Source organism: Streptomyces sp. JNUCC 64, assembly GCF_054484115.1.
On the sequence record NZ_CM137015.1, the window covers coordinates 674,916 to 693,484 of the forward strand.

Sequence of the window (18,569 nt, forward strand, 5' to 3'; positions counted from 1 at the left end):
TCCCGTCCGTCTTCGTCACAAGTCATCACAAGTCGCCACAAGCCGTCGCGGGGCATCGCGGGTCATCGCGGTCACCGCAGGTCGTTCAGGAAGGCGTCGAGTTCGTCCCCGGACAGGCCGGCCAGGGGGAAGTCGGACGGTTCGTAGGAGCCCTCCGCCGCCTCGCGGCAGTGCGCGCCGATCTCCTCGACGACCGTGTCGAACGCGGCTGCCAGACGGTCCCGTTCGGTCTCGGTCAGGTCCCCGTCCAGTCGCCAGCGGATCCGGAGGGCACCGTCCACCAGGGCCGCGCTCAGCTCGCCCGCCGTCCGGTCGTGCCATCCCGCGAGTCCGTCGATCCCGGCGAAGTCCCCGGGGACCCCGATGCCGTCGTCGAGGCGGTCCCAGACCACCGGTTCCCGCAGGACGACCACCGCTCCCCGGACCGGGTCCGGCAGCGGGGCCCTGAGCTGGGTCTTCACCGAGGGCAGGAAGCGGTCCGGTCCCTCTCCGGCCGTCACCGGCTCCACGGTCCGCAGTTCGGTCACCCGGCCCACCAGACGGCCGGCGGGTTCCGTGCTGCCGGACAGGTCGGCCCGCAGCGAACGCTCCACCAGCAGTTGCGGCGGGGTGGACAGCGCCCGGCCCAGCGCGGCGGACGCGGCCGCCGCCAGGACCTCGGTGGGGTCCAGGTGGTAGCGGGCCGCCGCCTCGGAGAGCAGCTCCGCGGTGCGGGCGGCGTCCAGGGCGACCGTGTGGCACCGGGGCAGTGCCCGGGGGGTGCCCGGGGTCCCGTCGAGTCCGGCCGGATGCGTCGGCTCCCGGCGCAGGCCCCGGTTCCACTCCGGGAGCGAACCCGCGCCCGCGCTCCACGCCACCGGCTGGTCGGCGGCGAGCCGCCGGTACGCCTGGACCAGTTCCCGGCAGAAGAGGACGACGGAGGCGTCGTCGACCAGTGCCTGGGCCATCGCGCAGGCCAGCACACTGCCCCGCTCGCCGAGCCGGAACACCGCGAGCTTGACCACGGGCCCGGCCTCCGCGTCCAGTTCCCCGGTCATCTCGGCGAGCATCTGCGGCAGCGCCTCCGCCCGCACCTCCTCGGGCAGGGCGCCGAGGTCGATCTCGGGCACCTCGGCGTCCCCGGTCCGGTCGGACGGCGCCGCGACCCGTCGTCCGTCCTCGGTCCGCGTCCGGGCGCGCAGCGCCGGATGGCGGTGGAGCAGCGCGTCCAGCGCCCGTCCGGCCAGCACCGGATCGAAGTCGTCCGGCACCTCCAGCACCAGCGAGCCCGTCTGGGCGGCCGCGAGGGTCTGGTGCGGGGTGAGCGGTACGGCGGTGGCCGTGTTCGCGGCGGCCTCCTCGACGGGGACGGCCCGCGCCAGTTCCAGGAAGGTGGTGCTCTCGAAGAGGTCCTGCGGGTTGATCGCGATGCCTTCGGCGTTGGCCCGGCCGACGAACTGGACGCCCATGATGGAGTCGCCACCCAGTTCGAAGAAGTTGTCCCGCGCCCCGGGCCGGTCCACGCCGAGCAGATCGGCCGCCAGGCTCAGCAGGGTGCCCAGCGCCCCCTCGGTGTCCTCCGTCCCGTCGGTTCCGTCCGTCCCTCCCGTGGTGTCCGTGGTCCCGCCGCTGCCCTCGCGCCGGGGGTCGGGCAGCGCCGAGCGGTCCACCTTGCCGTTGCCGCTCAACGGCATCGCGTCGATGAGGACGACGTCGGCCGGGATCATGTAGGAGGGCAGCGACCGGGCGAGGTGGTCCCGCAGCCCGTCGGTGAAGCCGGGGTCGTCCCGGTCCTCCGGGGCCGCCGGGACGACGTGCGCGACCAGCCGCTGCTGGGTGCGGGGGCCGAGCGCGGACACCACCGCGTTGGCGACCCGGGGGTGCCCGGCGAGGGCGTGTTCGATCTCCCCCAGCTCGATCCGGTAGCCGCCGACCTTGACCTGGAAGTCGTCGCGGCCGAGGAACTCGATGGTGCCGTCGGGCAGGTACCGGCCGAGGTCACCGGTGCGGTACAGCCGCTCCCCCGTCTCCGGGTGGGTGAGGAAGGACTCGGCGGTGCGCGCCTCGTCGTTCCAGTAGCCCTCGGCGAGGCCCGCCCCGGCGATGTACAGCTGGCCCGGCACCCACACCGGCGCGTGCCGCATCAGGTCGTTGAGGACGTGGAAGCGCTGGTTGCGCAGGGGACGGCCGTAGGGGATGGACGGCCAGTCCGGGTGGACCTCGCCGACGGGGTGGGCGATCGACCACACCGCGGCCTCGGTCGCGCCGCCGAGGCTGATCACCTCGGTGGAGGGCGCCACCGCCCGCAGCCGGTCCGGCAGGGACAGCGGGATCCAGTCCCCGCTCAGCATGGTCAGCCGCAGTGAGGAGACCGGGGCCGGATCGCCCGTCGCCTCAAGGTGTTCGACCATCATCCCCATCAGCGCGGGCACCGAGTTCCACACCGTGACGCCGTGCCGCCCGCACAGTTCGGCCCAGCGGGCCGGGTTGCGCCGGTCCGCCGCGTCGGGGAGCACCACGGCCCCGCCGGCCGCGAGCATCCCGAACACGTCGAAGACCGAGAGGTCGAAGTTGAGCGCGGACAGCCCCAGCACCCGGTCGCCCGGCCGGACGCCGAACCGCTCCTCGATGTCCACCAGGGTGTTCAGCGCGGCCCGGTGGCTGACCGCCACGCCCTTGGGCGTTCCGGTGGAGCCGGAGGTGTAGATGACGTAGGCGGTGTCCTCCGGGCGGGCCGGACAGGTCCACTCCGCCGGGTCCACCGGGGACCATCCGTCGTCCTCGGAGACCGGCAGCACCCTCGGCGCGTCCGGCCAGTGGTCGGCCGTCTCCGGGTCGGCCAGCACGCATCCGATGCCCGCCTGTCCGACCAGCCAGCGGCGGCGGGCCTCCGGCAGGCCGGGGTCCAGCGGGACGTAGACGCAGCCCGCCGCCGAGGCCGCCAGGGCCGCCACGATCTGCCGCCAGCCCTTGGCCAGTCCGACGCCGACCACGCTCCCCGGGCCGAACCCGGCCCCGGTCAGCGTCCGGGCGAGCGCCACCGCGCGTCCGGCGAGTTCGGCGAAGTCCAGGACGCGGTCCTCGGCGATCACCGCGGGCTCGGTGGAACGGGCCCGGGCCAGCACCCGCGCGGGCAGCACCCCGTCCGGCAGCGCGCCGTCCGTGTCGTTCGCCTCGGCCCGGGGGGCCAGCTGCCCGGCGGGCAGGTCGAGCACCGGGGGCCGGTGCCAGCCGTCGGTCTCGGCCAGGCCCACCACGAAGTCCTGGTACGCCTGGAACATCTCGGCCATCAGGCCCTCGGGGAACAGCCCGTCGACGGCGTGCCAGGCCAGTTCCAGGTTGCCGCCGAACTCCAGCAGGAAGTGGTCGATGGTCACCTGCGGCGTCTGGGAGATGAAGTAGTTCTGCTCGCCGAGCCAGTCCACGGGGGACGGCGCGGGCTTGCCGTCGACGTCGCTGCCGAGCGCGCTGGTGAACACGACCGGCATGACGTCACCGGCGCCGCCGCGCGCCCGGGCCCGTTCGCGCAGGATGCGCACCCCGCTGACGTAGCGGTGTTCGAAGTCGTCCCAGCTCTGCCGCTGGAGTCCACGGACCAGTCCGGCGAAGTCGCCGGCCGCCACCGCGTCCACCTCCAGCAGGTCGAAGGAGGCGAACTCGCCGACCAGGTCGTCGACCTCCTCGTGCACCGGCAGCCGGTTGACGGCCGTGAAGTTGAGGGTGAACCGCTGACTCTTGCTCCAGGTGCCGATGGTGACGGCGAACGCGGCGAGCATCGCGCTGGACGCGGTGACGCCGAACTCGCCCGCCTTGGCCTTGATCCGGCCCCACAGCTCGGCGTCGAGCGTGGCGTGCCGTCGGACGAACGCCAGCCGTTCGCCGGTGCCGGTGGTCTGCGCGGTGGGGAGTTCGGGGGCGGCGGGCAGCTCGCGGACCCGCTTGCGCCAGTACTCCAGGGCGCGTTCGTAGCGCGGGGTGTCCCTCAGTGCCTCCTCGGCGAGCACGTAGTCGCGGAAGGACAGTGTCAGGGGCGTGGGGTCGATTCCGGGCTCGTGGTAGAACTCCCGCCACTGCGGCAGCAGTTGGTAGAAGAACGAGGACACGTCCGCGACCAGCAGGTCGAAGCTGACGTGCACCCGTACGAGGTGGTCGGGGAGCAGGCTGACCCTGATCTCCCACAGCGGCCAGGTGTCCGCCGGGCGCACCTCGGTGCCCATCCGGTCGCGGATCGCGGCGAGCTCCCGCTCGGCCTCCGCCGCCGGTGTCCCGCGCAGGTCGAGGACCTCGAAGCGGTAGGGCCCGGTGTCCGGCAGGACGCGCTGGCGGCCGTCCGGGAGCACGACCATCCGCAGCATGTCGTGCCGTTCCACCACCCGCCGCCAGGCCGTCTCCAGCCGGGGGACCTCGATGACGCGGCTGTCGAACTCGAAGTACAGATGGGGGGCGACGCCTCCCATGTCGAAGCTGGACAGCCGGCCGATCCACTGCGCCTGCTGCATCTCGGTGAGCGGGAACGGTTCGTGGCGCAGCTCCGGCCGGGGGACGACGGCGGCCAGCCGGTCGTCGGCCCCGGTCGCGTCGGCCCCGCGCATCCGCTCGGCCAGTCCGGCGACGGTGGGCGCGGCCAGCAGCTCGCTCATCGGCACGGTGACCCCGGCGGTGGCCTGGAGCCGGTTGAGCACCTGGGTGGCCAGCAGCGAGTGGCCGCCGAGTTCGAAGAAGTTGTCCCGGGTGCCGATCGGCGCGATGCCGAACAGTTCCTCCCAGACCCCGGCGATCGTCTCCTCCAGCTCGTCCGCCGGTGCCACGTACCCGGTCACCAGGGTGCCCGGCCGGGCCGCCCTGGTGGACGGCCGTGCCTCGGGCTCCTCGCGTTCGGCGAGCTGTCCGCCGAGGTCGGCCAGGGCGGAGGCGTCCGTCTTGGTGGAGCGGGGTTCGATCCAGTAGCGGTCGCGCTGGAAGGGGTAGCCGGGCAGTTCCACCCGTTCGCGGCGGCCCTCGTGCAGGGCGGGCCAGTCGACGGTGCCGCCGAACAGCCAGACGTCGCCCACGGCGGTGCGCAGCACCCGTGAGTCGTCGGCGGACTCGTCGGGGCGGCGCATGGTGGTGACGGCGGCCGCGCGGGGGCGGCCGTCCTCGGCGCCGACCCGGGCCAGGGTGCTGAGGGTGTTGCCGGGCCCCACCTCGACGAGGACGGCGGGGCGGTCGCCGATCGCGGTGCGCACCGCGTCGGAGAAGAGCACGGGGCGGCGCAGATGGGTGCCCCAGTAGCGGGGGTCGGTGGCCAGTTCGGCGGTGACGGGTTCCCCGGTGACGCAGGAGACGAACGGGCGGCCGGGGGCGATGAGGACGGACTCGGCCACCGCCCGGGTGAACGGCTCGACCACCGGGTCCATCATCGACGAGTGGAAGGCGTGGGAGGTGTGCAGCGGGCGCACGGTGACGCCCTCGGCGGTCAGCCGCTCGGAGAGCCTGGCCACCGCCTGGTGCGGGCCGGAGGCCACGCACAGCGAGGGCGCGTTGACGGCCGCGATGGAGACCCCGCGCGGCAGCAGGCGTTCGACGTCGGCGGCGGGCGCCGCGATCGAGAGCATGGCCCCCGTCGGCTGGTCCCGCATCAGCTTGCCGCGCAGGGCCACCAGCCGGGTGGCGTCCGCCAGGGACAGCACCCCGGACAGACAGGCCGCGGTGAACTCGCCGATGCTGTGCCCCACCATGACGTCCGGTTCGACGCCCCAGGACAGCAGCAGTTGGGCCAGCGCGTACTCGGTGGCGAACAGCGCGGGCTGGGCGAGCGTGGTGTGGGTGAGTCCGTCCCGGGTGGGTTCGTCCGGGTAGAGGACGGTGCGCAGATCGATGCCGAGGGGTTCCTCCAGCAGGGCCGCGCACTCGTCCATGGCCTCGGTGAACGCGGGCTCGTCCGTGTAGAGGCCCCGGCTCATCCCGGGGTACTGGGCGCCCTGTCCGGGGAAGAGGAACACCACCTTGGCCGGGGCGGTACCGGCGTCCGCGCCGCGCACCCGGCCCGGTTCCGACCCGGACAGCAGCCCGGCCGCCTCGGCGGTGCCGGTGGCCAGCACCGCCCTGCGGTAGCGCATCGCCGCGCGGCCGGTCTGGAGGGTGTGCGCGACATCGGCCAGCGGGCGGTCGGCGAGCGCGGCGAGCCGCTCCGCGACCGCGTCGCCGAGCGCGTCCAGCGCGGCCGGGGTCTTCGCCGAGAGGACCACCAGCTGCGGCCGGTCGGAGGGCGGTGCCGGGGTCGGCTCCGGCGCCTGTTCCAGGACCACGTGCGCGTTGGTGCCGCCGATGCCGAAGGAGCTGACCCCGATGCGGCGGGGGGACTCCCCCTCCGGCCACTCCCGCAGCTCCGTGTTGACGAAGAACGGGGTGGCCGGGAAGTCGATGCGCGGGTTGGGCCGCTGGAAGTGCAGGCTGGGCACCAGGGTCCGGTGCTGGAGCTGGAGCACGGCCTTGATGAAGCTGGCGATGCCCGCCGCCGACTCCAGGTGCCCGATGTTCGACTTGACCGAGCCGAGCGCGCAGAACTGGGTGTCCGCGGTCTGCCGGGCGAACGCCCGGGTGAGCGCGGTGACCTCGATGGGGTCGCCGACATGGGTGCCGGTGCCGTGCGCCTCGACGGCGGTGATCGAGCGGGCGGGCACCCCGCTGTCGGCGATCGCCTCGGCGACCACCGCCTCCTGGCCGCGCACGCTGGGGGCGGTGTAGCCCACCTTGTCCGCGCCGTCGTTGTTCACCGCGGAGCCCTTGAGGACGGCGAGCACCCGGTCACCGTCGCGCTGGGCGTCGGTCAGCCGCTTCAGCACGACCACGCCGACGCCGTTACCGAAGACGGTGCCCGCGCCGTCGGCGTCGAAGGGGCGGCAGTGTCCGTCCGGCGAGTAGATCAGTCCCTGCTCGTAGCGGTAGCCGACGCGGTGCGGCACCCGGACGCACACCCCTCCGGCGAGGGCGAGTCCGCAGGACCCGGAGCGCAGCGCGGCGGCTGCCTGGTGCACCGCCACCAGCGAGGTGGAGCACGCGGTCTGCACGTTCACCGCGGGGCCGGTCAGCCCGAGCTTGTAGGCGGTCCGGCTGGCCAGGTAGTCCTTGTCGTTGTGGATCTGCAGCTCGAACATCGTCGAGTCGAGCACGATCCGGTGGCCGCCGAGCAGATTGGACATCAGGTACGCCGGCATGTTGCCACCGGCGAACACCCCGGTGGTGCCGGAGCGGGCGGGGTCGATCCCGGCGTGTTCCATCGCGTGCCAGGCGCTCTCCAGGAAGAGCCGCTGCTGGGGGTCGAGCAGCGCCGCCTCGCGGGCGGTGAAGCCGAAGAACCCGGCGTCGAAGAGTTCGATCCCTTCGAGCGTCGGCGCGACCGGTACGTAGTCCCGTCCGCCGATGAGTTCCTGGTCGAGCCCCTCGGCCCGCAGTTCCTCCTCGGTCAGCGTTTCCATCGACTCCACGCCGGAGCGGAGGTTGTGCCAGAAGGCGTCGAGGTCAGGGGCGCCGGGGAACCGGCCCGCCATCCCGACGACGGCGATGTCGACGACGGCGCCGTCGTGTTGAGCACCCGAGACGGGGGCTGCGGATGTCACCGGAGGATCTCCTTTGCGGAACGGGGCGTCGGCCGTGCGTACCCGTGCGACGGGACCGGGTCCTGTCGTCGGACAGGCGTCGTCGCCCGTACGGGGTGGCCGTGCGGCGTCTGGTGCGTGTGTGTGGTGGTCGGGTGCCGGAACGTCCTCGTGGCGGAGCCAGTAGGGGGTTCCGGCGGTGCCGCGCGCGGGCGGACCGCGCGGCGCACGGCGGGCGGCGGTGTGACGGCGGTGTCCAGGGGCGCGCCGGACCGGGCTTCGCGTGGCGGACTGCCGTGTGCGGGGCCGCGCCGGGCGTCGCGGGGTCGGGCGGCGGTGTCTAGGGCCGCGCCGGGCCGGGCAGCATGAGGCGTTCGACCTGGTAGTCGGTGGCACCGTCCACGCAGAGGTCGGCGCAGACCTTGCCCAGCAGCGGGACGAACTTGAACCCCCACCCCCCGGTGGCGATCACCACGTTGTCCCCGCCGTCGAAGAGGTCTCCGGCGGTGCCGAGGAAGAACTGGCGTTCGGGGTCGGCGGGCAGCACCGCGAGGCAGGTCTCGCGCACCAGGGGGCGCGGGTCCACCAGGGGCAGGTGCCGCTCGACCCAGTCGCACACCCGGGCCACGTGGCGGGGGTGCGGGGTGCCGGTCGCCCGGTCGGGGTCGTCCAGCGGGTTGACCTCGAAGACGGGGCCGACCCGGACCGTGTCGGTGTCCTGCCAGGCGTTGGGCGGGAAGCCGTAGAACAGGTTGGTGTCCTCCTCGGTCGGCTCCTGGAAGACGAACCAGAACGGGTACCGCGCCCGGGGGTCCCGCTGGCGCAGGGTGACCAGCTCCATCTCGAACACGTTGAGGTCCAGGCGGGCGCCCAGCGGTTCCAGCAGCCGGTTGGCGTAGGGGCCGTTGGCCAGCACCACCTTGCCCGCCCGGCACCAGCCGCGCGGGGTGCGCAGTCGTACGCCCCCCTCGTCGGGGACGAGTTCCTCCACCGCCTCCCCCGCGCGCAGCACGACGCCCGCCGCCTCGGTCAGCCGCAGCAGACCGTTCACGGTGGCCCGTACGTCGACCGCCCCGCCGTCGGGCTGGACGAACCCTTCGAAGTGCCGGGGCAGATCGGCGAACCCGTAGCGCCGCTCGATGTCGCGCGCGGTGAGCCACTCGTAGGGGATGGACAGTTTGTCCATGGTCTCGGCGGTCGCGGATATCCTGCCCTCGTTGGTGGCCACGTCGACGTCGCCGAACCAGAGGCTGCCGAAGGCGTGCAGCAGTTGGCTGTCGGCGGCCCGTTCGAGTTCCCGCCACAGCGGCAGGGCCTCCCCGGTCAGCCGGCACAGGTCCGGCTCGGTGTACTGGAGGCGCCAGTGGCGTTCCGCCCCGCTGGTGCCGGACCGCTCGTTGCCGAACGCGAACTGCTCGAAGACCGCCACCCGGGCGCCGCGCCGGGCGGCGTGCCACGCCGAGGCGAGCCCGACCGGGCCTCCGCCGACCACGACGACGTCGTAGTGCTCTACTTCGGACACTGGGGGTTCTCCTCCGTCTTGCCCGCCGTTCCCGGCGTGATCGGTGTGCCGCGGACCTCCTCGCGGAGGACGGCGTCCAGCGTGGACACCACTTGGTCGACCTGCCGGTCGGTCATGCCCGGGTGGCACGGCAGATTGACCTGCCGCTCGAACCACATGCGCTCGGCCACCGGGCACTCGCCGACGTCATGGCCCCTGGCCCGCCACTCGGGGAGCAGGTGCAGGGGGAAGTAGCGCAGTTGCATCTGGACGCCGAGCGCGTCGAGCCGGGACACCAGCCGGTCGCGCCGGATGCCTCCGGCCGGGTCGACGAAGAACGTGTACAGGTGGTAGCCGTGCCGGACCGGTTCGGAGCCCCGTTGCACCTGTACGCCGGGGAACCGCGCGAGCACCTCCGTGTAGGCGGCGGCGATCTCGGCGCGACGGCTCACCAGTTCGTCCAGTCGGGACAGTTGCACGACGCCCACCGCCGCGTTGGGCTCCGCGAGCGTGGCGTTGGTGCCGCCGTAGCGGATCGCGGCGCAGCCGTGGGTGAAGGCGTAGCCGGGGTGCAGCATCCACGGGTGGGCGCTGGTGCTCTCCCCGATGACCCGTGTCTTCTCGTGGTAGACCGCGTCGGCCTCGTTGGACCGGACGCGGTCCACCCGGTCGGCCAGCGTCCGGTCGAACAGCGTGATCATCCCGCCCTCGCCGAGGGTGGTGATGTTCTTGCTGGAGTGGAAGCTGAAGCAGCCGATGTCGGCCAGCGTGCCGGGTTTGCGGCCCCGGTACTCCGAGCCGAGGGCGTGCGCGCAGTCCTCGATGACCGTGATGCCGTGTCTGCGGGCGATCGCCATGATGCGGTCCATGTCGCACGGCAACCCGCCGTAGTGCACCAGGATCAGCGCCCTGGTACGGCTGGTGATCAACGACTCGAACTGCTCGGGGCCGATGTTCAGCGAGACCGGGTCCACATCGCAGAAGCGGACCTTCACCGGGTAGTTCAGCAGTGGCTGGGCGCTCGCCTTGTAGGTCTGCGGGGTGACGATGACCTCGTCCCCGGCCTCCAGGTCGAGCAGCCGTATCGCGATCTCCAGGGCGACCGTCCCGCTCGTCACCGAAAGCGCGTACGGCACTCCGAGGTATTCACGGAAACGCCGCTCGAACTCTTCTCGACATCGCCCCCCGGACAGGTTGTCACCGGATTTCACCAACTGGGCCAGCACTCTGATTTCCTGCTCTCCGAGCACGGACCCGAGCTGCGGGTAAGGAATTGCGTACGACTGGTCCACCGCCCACCTCCAAGACCCCCAACTGCCTGAACACCGTGCCACCCGAGCGGATCGGGTATCAGTGCGCCTATCCGAGACGGCACCGTCCCCGAGAATCAGGGAGAGCCTTTCACGGCTACTACCGCACGCCCTAGGCTTGCGATATTTGTCCGGCATAACCCAAGAATCTCAAATCCAGCCACCATCGGGAATACACCGGTTGATCTAATGCCGTTCTACGACCTCGTGTCACCCCAGCTGAGCTGGGGATGTACGACGGTCTAAGGCATCGGGTCCCCTGCGGCGGACACGCAGGTGAGTCCACTGATCCATGACCTTCACCCCTCGGGGGAACGACAACGGACCAGCTACGACCGACGTACTAGACCATTGTCACGCCAGCAGGCGTCGATTAGCCTCGGCCTGCGTCGCCGCGACACCGTTCCATAAACGCGGAAACGCCGCCGACCCGGATCTTCATCATCTGACAACAAGGGGACGTCACCGTGTCCGTGGACCTGCTGAAAAAACTGTTGCTGGATATCGGGATCGTGGGGGAAAAGCTCGAAGAGATCCAACCGTTCACCCGGCTGCGCGCCGATCTCGGGCTCAGCTCGATCGAAACCACGGATCTGGAGATCCAGTTGCGCGAACAGTTCGGCGTCAAGGTCAACCTCTGGGACCGGGTGGACTACACGATCGAGCAACTGTCCGACGACATCCGGGGGGGCGTCCCGATGAGCCCGCTCGGCGCCGGGCCGCTGGATCCGGACGTGCCCACGATCGACGGGCGGCGGGCCGAGGGCTACCTCCGGGACGGTCTGTGGCGCCCGGAGCGGATCGCCGGTCTGCTGCGGGCCGCGCGGCTGCGCTCCCCCGGCCGCCGTGCCGTGGTGAGCCCGACGGTGACCCTGACCCACGGCGAGCTGCACCGGGCGGTCACCGTGGCGGGACACCGGCTGGAGGGACTCGGCGTCCGCGCCGGGGACCGGGTGGTGGTGCGTCTGCCCAACTGCGCGGAGTTCATGGTGCTGACCCTGGCGCTGATCGACATCGGGGCGCCCCCGGTGCTGGTGCTGCCCGGGTTCGGCGACTACGAGCTGGGCCATGTGGTGCGCACCGCCCGGCCGGTCGCCCTCGCCGTGGACCGGGGCGGCCGCTCGTCCCGGTCCCCGGGGGCGGCCCGCGATCCGCGCGAGGAGCACGACGGTCTGCGGCACGTCCTCGCCCTCGACGGCACGACGACGGGGGACGTGGACCTCGCCGCGCTGTGCGACCCCGACTCGCCCTGGGACGGGCCGACCGGGGCGGCCATCGCTCCCGCGCCGCGCCCGGACCGGGACGCGGCGCTGGACGCCGCCGTGTTCCTGCTGTCCGGCGGCACCACCGGGCCGCCGAAGGTGATCCCCCGGGGCAACGCGGGCTACGCCTACATGATCAGGACGGCCAGCGAGATCGCGGAGGTGTCCGAGGACACGGTCTGCCTCGCCGTGATGCCCGCCGCGCACGGCTTCGTCCTGAACTGCCCCGGCGTCCTGGGCACCCTGGCCGTGGGCGGCACGGTCGTGCTGGGCGATCCCACCGACCCCCACAAGGCGTTCGAGCTGATCGAGCGGGAGCGGGTGACGCACTGCGCGCTCGTCCCCACGGTGGCGACGCGGTGGCTGGCCGCCGCGGCCGGGAGCACCGCCGACCTCAGCAGTCTGCGGGTCCTCCAGATCGGCGGCGCCCGGCCCACCCCCGAGCTGGCGGGCCGGATCCGCTCCACGCTGGGTGCCACGCTCCAGCAGTGCTACGGCATGAGCGAGGGCCTGCTCAGCTACACCCGGCTCACCGACGACGAGACGGTCGTCGTCCGGACCCAGGGGCACCCCGCCTCCCCCGCCGACGAGGTGCTGATCGTGGACGAACACGGCGAGCCGGTCCCGGACGGCACCGCGGGGGAACTCCTCACCAGGGGGCCGTACACCGTCGCGGGCTACTACCGGGACCCGGCCGCCACGGCGAAGGCGTTCACCCCCGACGGCTTCTACCGCACCGGTGACCTGGCGACCAGGACGCCGGGGGGCGACCTCGTCGTCAACGGGCGGGTGCGCGACATCATCAACCGGGGCGGCGAGAAGATCCCGGCGGAGGACCTGGAGCTGATGGTGGCCCGGCACCCCGGCGTACGGGCCTCGGCCGCCGTCGGCGCGCCGCACGAGCTGTACGGCGAGGCGGTCTGGCTCTACCTCGTACCGGAGGCGGACCGGGCGCCCACGCTGTCGGAGCTGCGCCGCTTCCTGCGCGGGCTCGGGCTGGCCGCCTACAAACTGCCCGAACGGATGGAGGTCGTGGAACGGTTGCCCACCACGGCCATCGGCAAGATCGACAAGAAGGCACTGCGCGCCGACGTCGCGCGGCGCCAGACGGCGGAGGCATAGGGCGTGAGGCATCGCATCGACGCGGACCTGGTCATCCCCGGTTCGGGAGCACCCACCGTCAACGGCACCGTGGTGCACGCCGACGGCCGGATCCTGTTCGCGGGGCCGACGGCCGAGCTGGGCGACGACGACCGGGCCCTGCGACCGACCCGGGTCGCCGCGCTGCTGCCCGGCCTCTGGGACTGCCATGTGCACTTCGCCGGGATACGCGGCCGGGTCAGCACCGAGGAACTGATGCTGACGCCCGAGGCGCTGGCGGTCGCCCGCAGCGTCAAGGACGCCGAGACGGCGCTGCGGGCGGGGTTCACCAGTCTGCGGGACATGGGCGGCCACGGCTGCGTCCTCGCGGAGGCCGTGCGGGAGGGCACCCTGGTCGGCCCGAACATCTACAGCGCCAACCAGGTCATCGGGCAGACGGGGGGACACAGCGACGCGCACCGCCTCCCCCACCGCTGGGTGACCGACCCCTGCCGGAGCGGCGGCACGCTGCGCATCGCCGACGGCGTGGACGAGTGCGTCCGGGCCGTGCGCCTCCAGCTCAGGGCGGGGGCCGAGGTGATCAAGGTCTGCACCTCGGGCGGGGTGCTGAGCGAGGTGGACAACCCGGTGCACCGGCAGTACCGGGACGAGGAACTGCGGGCGATCGTCACCGAGGCCGCGCGGGCGGACCGGGTGGTCGCGGCGCACTGCCACGGACGCGCGGGCATCCTGGCCGCGATCGAGGCCGGGTGCCACACCATCGAGCACGGCACCGAACTCGACGAGGAGTGCGCCGACCTGCTGGCCGAGCGGGAGATGCTGCTGGTGCCCACGCGCACCATCTACGAAGCCCTCCGGCAGAACGTCGCCGCGCTGCCGCCCCGTTGGCGGGACCGTTTCGAGGTCATGGCGGAGCGGCACCTCAAGGCGATCCGGACCGCGCACCGGGCGGGCGTCTCCATCGCGCTCGGCACCGATCTGGGCACCAGCGACCGGGACGGACCGCTCTCCTGGGGCAGGCACGGCGGCGAGTTCGCCCATCTGACCGCCGCGGGGATGAGCCCGCTGGAGGCGATCGAGGCGGCCACGGCACACGGCCCCGACACGCTCGGGCCCCGGGCCCCCCGGTCCGGTCGGCTGGTCGCCGGATACGACGCCGATCTGCTGGCCGTGGACACGGACCCGCTGACCGACGTCACCGTGCTGGCCGACCAGGACCGCATCACCCATGTGTGGAAGTCCGGGGAACTCGTCCACCGGCGGACCGGCGGGGACGGACGCGGCGGCCGGGACAACGGGGACGGCGAGGACGGCGGGGTGCCCACCGGCCCGTCCGGGCGGACCGTCTGAACGACCGTCACCGCGCGGCGCGGACCGTGCCGTGGGATGCCCACCGATCCGGTCGGCACCGCGCGACACGGTCCGCGCCGGTGTAGGGGAACCGTCCGCGCGGACGGTTCCCCTACACCGGCGTCCGCCCGGGTCCCCGGCCCCGGAACCCGGGCCCGGGGAATTCCCGGCGCCGCGTCTCAGCCGTTGTGCGGGGAATTCCAGGTGGAAAGGAAATCCGCCATCGACAGCACGCCGGAGTTCACCTGGGCGAAGGCGTCCATCGCCGCCTGGTTCCCCTCGATGTCCTCCAGGAGCTTCTGCAATTCCGGGGGAAGGGGTTCCAGTGTGGAGACCTGCATCGTGAAGTCGTAGACGGGTTGGGCGTGCCGGTCCCGGGCGGACTGGTAATCGGCCATCGCCGTGTCGAACGGCTGCCGTCCGGACAGCGCCCCGTCCAAGGCGTCGGCGCAGAGTTCGGCGGAGACGAACGCGTCGCTGATCCCCTGGGCGGTGAAGAAGTCCTTGCAGTAACCGGCGTCGCCGACCAGGGCCCAACCGGGTCCGTAGGGCCTGCGGAAGTAGTTCGGAAGGGCCGCGCCGACCACCCGCGCCTCACGTCTCGCCCCACGGATGCGTTCGGCCCAGGCGGGCGCCAGTTCGAAGTTCTTGAGGTAGTTCCCTTCCAGGTCCTTCCGCACCTCGTTGAGCTCCGCGAACGGCCAGCAGCCGCCCACCAGGGTCAGCCCGTCGTGCGTCGGCCACGCCCCGAACCCCCGGTAGGGGCGGGAGTGCGCCCTGAAGACCCCGTCCATCTCCAGCCCGCTGTAGTAGCTGTAGTAGCCGCACATCAGTTTGGGGTTCTCGTTGTACCGGGGCGCCCGCACGGCCCGCGCGACCAGCGAGTGCAGACCGTCCGCGCCCAGCACCACCCGGGCGCGCTCGGTCACCGGGGGGCCGTCCGCCTCCCGGCCGCGCACCCCCGTCACCGTGCCGTCCCCGTCGAAGACGAGTTCGGTGACCGCGAACCCCTCACGGACCTCGGCGCCCGCCTCGACCGCCGCGTCCACCAGCAGCTTGTCCAGCACGATCCGCCGGGGACCGTACGCCACCGGTTCGGCGACGGTTCCGGGGCCGCCCGTCAGCACGACGGAGCCGAAGTCCAGCGCGTAGGTGTGGATGGGAGGGCATCCGGTGGCCACCAGCCGGTCGAGCAGGCCCCATCTGCGCAGGGCCGCGACGCCCGGCGGATGGACCAGATGCGTCGACAGCGTGTCGCTGGGGAAGGTCGCCCGGTCCACGACCAGGACCCGGTACCCCTTCCTCGCCAGCAGCATCGCCGTCGGCGACCCCGCGCACCGCGCTCCCACGACGATCACGTCGTAACCGGCTCCGCTCATCCTTCGCTCCTGCCCGCTCTCGTGTGGTGGTCCTCGGGACGGGGCCGCCCACGGGCTCCGGGGCGCGGCGTCGGGGCCGGGACGGGGCCGCCCGGTGGCGGCATTCCCTCGGCCGAGCCCATTTCCCACCCCGGAGTCCGGTCGATTCCGGGCGCGTGAACGCCGGTTCCCCCGTCACTCCCGCTTTTCTCTCACAGTGGAGAGGCAGCGCATCGCAGACTACGCACACCCCCGCACCCGGGGCAACGAGACTAAATCCACGGTTGTAAAACCAGACGGTCCATCGGATGACAAACCCGGGCTAGCGGCGGAAGTATCCGGCCTTGTACCTTCGGAAGGGACTGCGGAGGCAGCTCAGAAAACACCTCTGGCCGCCCGAGTGTGAAACACAATCACCATCCGCGTCCACTCAGTCGACCATTGAAAGAGAATGCCGAGGAGCAAGGCAATGACCTCACGTGCCGCATCCGCACTCGACAATTCGTGGGATAGCCCGCCCGAGGCGCAGGACCTCATCCAGGAAGCGATGGACTGGCATTTCGGCCCGAAGACCGGCTCCCCGTTCTGGCGGGAGCTGGCGAGGAAACTGCCCTTCGACCCGCGCGAGGACGTGCGGACCGTGGCGGACCTCTCGCTGTTCCCCAACGTCGTCGACCAGCTGCGGAACGTCCGGATCGAGGACCTGGTCCCCCGGGGGTACGGGAGCATCGACGCGCTGCCCACTCCTCCGGTGGTGGGCGAGAGCGGGGGGACCACCGGCGCGCCGAAGCGGGTGTTCGTCCTGCCCGACGTCCGTGAGCAGTCCTGGGCCTGGTACCACCAGCGCCTGGTCGAGCACGGGATCGCGACGGGCGACAGCTGGCTCGGGGCCATGCCGACCGGACCGCACATGGCCGGGATCCTGGCCCAGGACACCGCCGAGCGGTTCCGGAGCGTCTGCTTCACCCTCGACCTCGACCCCCGCTGGGCGAAGCTGGTCACCGCCCGGGGCGCCGTCGGCGAGCTGAAGGAGTACGTCACCCATCTGGTCAACCAGATCGAGTGGATCCTCCAGACCCAGGACATCCGCGTCATGGTCATCACCCCGCCGCTCATCGAGGCGGTCTGCCGGCGCGAACACCTGGTGGACCTGATCAACGCCAAGGTCAACACGATCATCTACGGCGGCACCTCGATGGACGAGGACACCCGTCATCTGCTGCGGACCGAGGTCTTCCCCCGGGTCAACTTCGTCAGCATCTTCGGCAGCACGATGATCTTCTGCGCGATGCCGGAACGGCCCGGGGCACCGGCCGGGGAGCCGCCGGTCTTCGACCCGCCGTCCCCGTTCTCCATGTTCTCGGTGGTCGATCCCGGCACCGGACGGAACGTGGCCCACGGGGAGCGCGGCCAGGTGGTCACCCACCACATCACCCGGAACCTGTTCCTGCCCAACAACCTGGACCGGGACACCGCCATCCGGCATCCGCACCGGCTGGGTCATCCCGGCGACGCGGTGTCCGAGATCAGGCCGGTCCAGGAGTTCGGCGACACCACCGTCATCGAAGGGGTCTACTGACGTGCCGACCCCGTCCACCGTGCCCGTGCGGCTCGACGCCCTCGGCACCGGAGGCCCGTACCGCAGCCGCAACCGCGAGACCGTCCGGTCCGTCACCGGTGAACCGGTCGCCGAACTGAGCCTCGTGCCCTGGCTCTTCGCCCAGCGGAACGTCCAGGCGCTGCGCCGGGCCACCCCGCCGGACCCCGCGCGCCGGGCGAAGCTCCTGACCCGGGCGGGCTGGCTGTTCGCCAGCGGCTCGGTCGACGGGGTCTCCTCCGACGTGTTCCACCGGACCGTGGCCGAGGTGTCCGGGCTACCCGTCTCCGTCGTGCGGCGGACGACCCGGGAGGTCGGCGACTACGCCGCGACCGTCCGCGAGAGCGTGGAACAGGCCCGCCCGGTCGGCGCGACGGACGACTGGCGCGACCCCCGTACCGCTCGGGGCTCCGGCGTCTGGACCCGGCGCGGCGAGGTCCTGATGGTCCAGGCCCCGGCCAACTCCCCCGCCGTGCACACCACCTGGCTGGACGCGCTCGCCCTCGGGTACCGGGTGGCGGTCCGGCCCTCGCAGCGGGAGCCGTTCACCGCGCACCGGCTGGTCGGTGCGCTGCGCCAGGTCGGCTACGACCACGACCAGGTCGTCCTGCTGCCCACGGACCACCCGACGGCCGACCGGCTGGTCGCCGAGGCCGACGTCGCCATCGCGTTCGGCGCCGACGAAGTGGCCCGGAAGTACGCGGCCAGCACGCTCGTCATGCCCTTCGGACCCGGCAGGTCGAAGGTCCTGCTCACCTCCGGCGTGGACGCCGCACGGCATCTGGACACCCTCACGGAGTCCGTCGCCGGGCACGCCGGGACCGGTTGCGTGAACGCGACCGCGGTGTTCGTGGAGGGCGATCCCGCGCCCGTCGCCGAGGCGATCGCCGCCCGGCTGGCCCGGCTCCCCTCGCTGCCGCCGGGTGACGAGCGCGCCGGGCTCCCGGTCCGCCCCCTCGCCGCCGCGCACGCGGTGGCGGAGTACCTGCGGGCCAAGGCGGGCGACGCCCGGCCGGTCCTCGGCCCGGACACCGTCGTCCACGACCTCGGGGACGGTTCCGCGGTGCTGCGCCCGGCGGTGTTCCTGCTGGACCGCCCGGACGCCCCGCAGGCCCGGATCGAGATGGGCTTCCCCTGTGTGTGGGTCCTGCCGTGGCGGCGCGAGGGCGACTGGCTGGCACCGTTGCGCGAGACCCTGTCGCTCACCGTCCTCACCGATGACGACGGAATCGTCGACGCGCTGGTCGACGAGCCGACCATCGACAAGGTCCACGTCGGCGACCACCCGACCACCTGGACGCGCCCCGGACTCCCCCACGAGGGCTACCTCGGCGAGTTCCTGATGCGGAGCAAGGCGGTCGTCGTCGGCCGGCGGTGAGGGGCGTCGAGCGGCACCGTCCGGGCACTCCCCGGGCGGTGCCGCTCGACGTCGTCGTCGGCGACGGCCCGTCCCGGCCACGGAGGCGGCCGGGACGACGGACCACGGGCCCGACGGACCACGGCCAGACGGGCCCCGGGGCCGGACGGCCGCACC

General features: G+C 72.6%; 8 protein-coding genes. 4 read left to right on the forward strand and 4 right to left on the reverse strand.

Translation table 11 applies throughout. The annotated features are described in order from the left end of the window. Positions 1-71 precede the first annotated feature (71 nt). From ACVWNX_RS02620 to ACVWNX_RS02630, 3 genes are all read right to left on the reverse strand, one after another. On the reverse strand, positions 72-7,577 hold the full coding sequence (locus tag ACVWNX_RS02620; RefSeq protein WP_454412215.1) for an amino acid adenylation domain-containing protein: 7,506 nt from the start codon (positions 7,575-7,577) through the stop codon (positions 72-74). A 319-nt stretch (positions 7,578-7,896) separates the two neighbouring features. After that, positions 7,897-9,078 (reverse strand): NAD(P)/FAD-dependent oxidoreductase, encoded by a 1,182-nt coding sequence (locus tag ACVWNX_RS02625; RefSeq protein ID WP_454412216.1) that lies wholly within the window; start codon positions 9,076-9,078, stop codon positions 7,897-7,899. Continuing rightward, a complete protein-coding gene (locus tag ACVWNX_RS02630; RefSeq protein WP_454412217.1) occupies positions 9,066-10,391 on the reverse strand; it encodes a DegT/DnrJ/EryC1/StrS aminotransferase family protein in 1,326 nt (441 codons plus the stop codon). Before ACVWNX_RS02630 ends, ACVWNX_RS02625 begins: the two co-directional genes overlap by 13 nt. Positions 10,392-10,834: 443 nt before the next feature. Here ACVWNX_RS02630 and ACVWNX_RS02635 point away from each other — a divergent pair, with 443 nt between their 5' ends. Beyond that, positions 10,835-12,751: an AMP-binding protein gene (locus ACVWNX_RS02635; RefSeq protein WP_454412218.1), complete on the forward strand. Its 1,917-nt coding sequence runs from the start codon at positions 10,835-10,837 to the stop codon at positions 12,749-12,751. A 3-nt stretch (positions 12,752-12,754) separates the two neighbouring features. Next, positions 12,755-14,080 carry a metal-dependent hydrolase family protein gene (locus ACVWNX_RS02640; protein WP_454412219.1) on the forward strand — a complete coding sequence of 442 codons (1,326 nt, stop codon included), beginning with the start codon at positions 12,755-12,757 and terminating at the stop codon, positions 14,078-14,080. A gap of 179 nt (positions 14,081-14,259) precedes the next feature. On the opposite strand, the gene ACVWNX_RS02645 is transcribed toward ACVWNX_RS02640, so the two are convergent. Next, on the reverse strand, positions 14,260-15,459 hold the full coding sequence (locus tag ACVWNX_RS02645) for an NAD(P)/FAD-dependent oxidoreductase (protein ID WP_454412220.1): 1,200 nt from the start codon (positions 15,457-15,459) through the stop codon (positions 14,260-14,262). 526 nt (positions 15,460-15,985) lie between these two features. Between ACVWNX_RS02645 and ACVWNX_RS02650 the strand changes: the two genes are divergently transcribed. Next, on the forward strand, positions 15,986-17,017 hold the full coding sequence (locus ACVWNX_RS02650; RefSeq protein ID WP_454412221.1) for a phenylacetate--CoA ligase family protein: 1,032 nt from the start codon (positions 15,986-15,988) through the stop codon (positions 17,015-17,017). A gap of 1 nt (position 17,018) precedes the next feature. Then, positions 17,019-18,413, forward strand: coding sequence for an aldehyde dehydrogenase family protein (locus ACVWNX_RS02655; RefSeq protein WP_454412222.1), 1,395 nt, complete (start codon positions 17,019-17,021; stop codon positions 18,411-18,413). The last annotated feature ends 156 nt before the right edge of the window (positions 18,414-18,569 follow it).

Bases quoted from the DNA above. Each gene is read 5' to 3' on its own strand.
- ACVWNX_RS02650 (WP_454412221.1), top strand. From the start codon at position 15,986: ATGGACTGGCATTTCGGCCCGAAGACCGGCTCCCCGTTCTGGCGGGAG.
- ACVWNX_RS02645 (WP_454412220.1), bottom strand. From the start codon at position 15,459: ATGAGCGGAGCCGGTTACGACGTGATCGTCGTGGGAGCGCGGTGCGCG.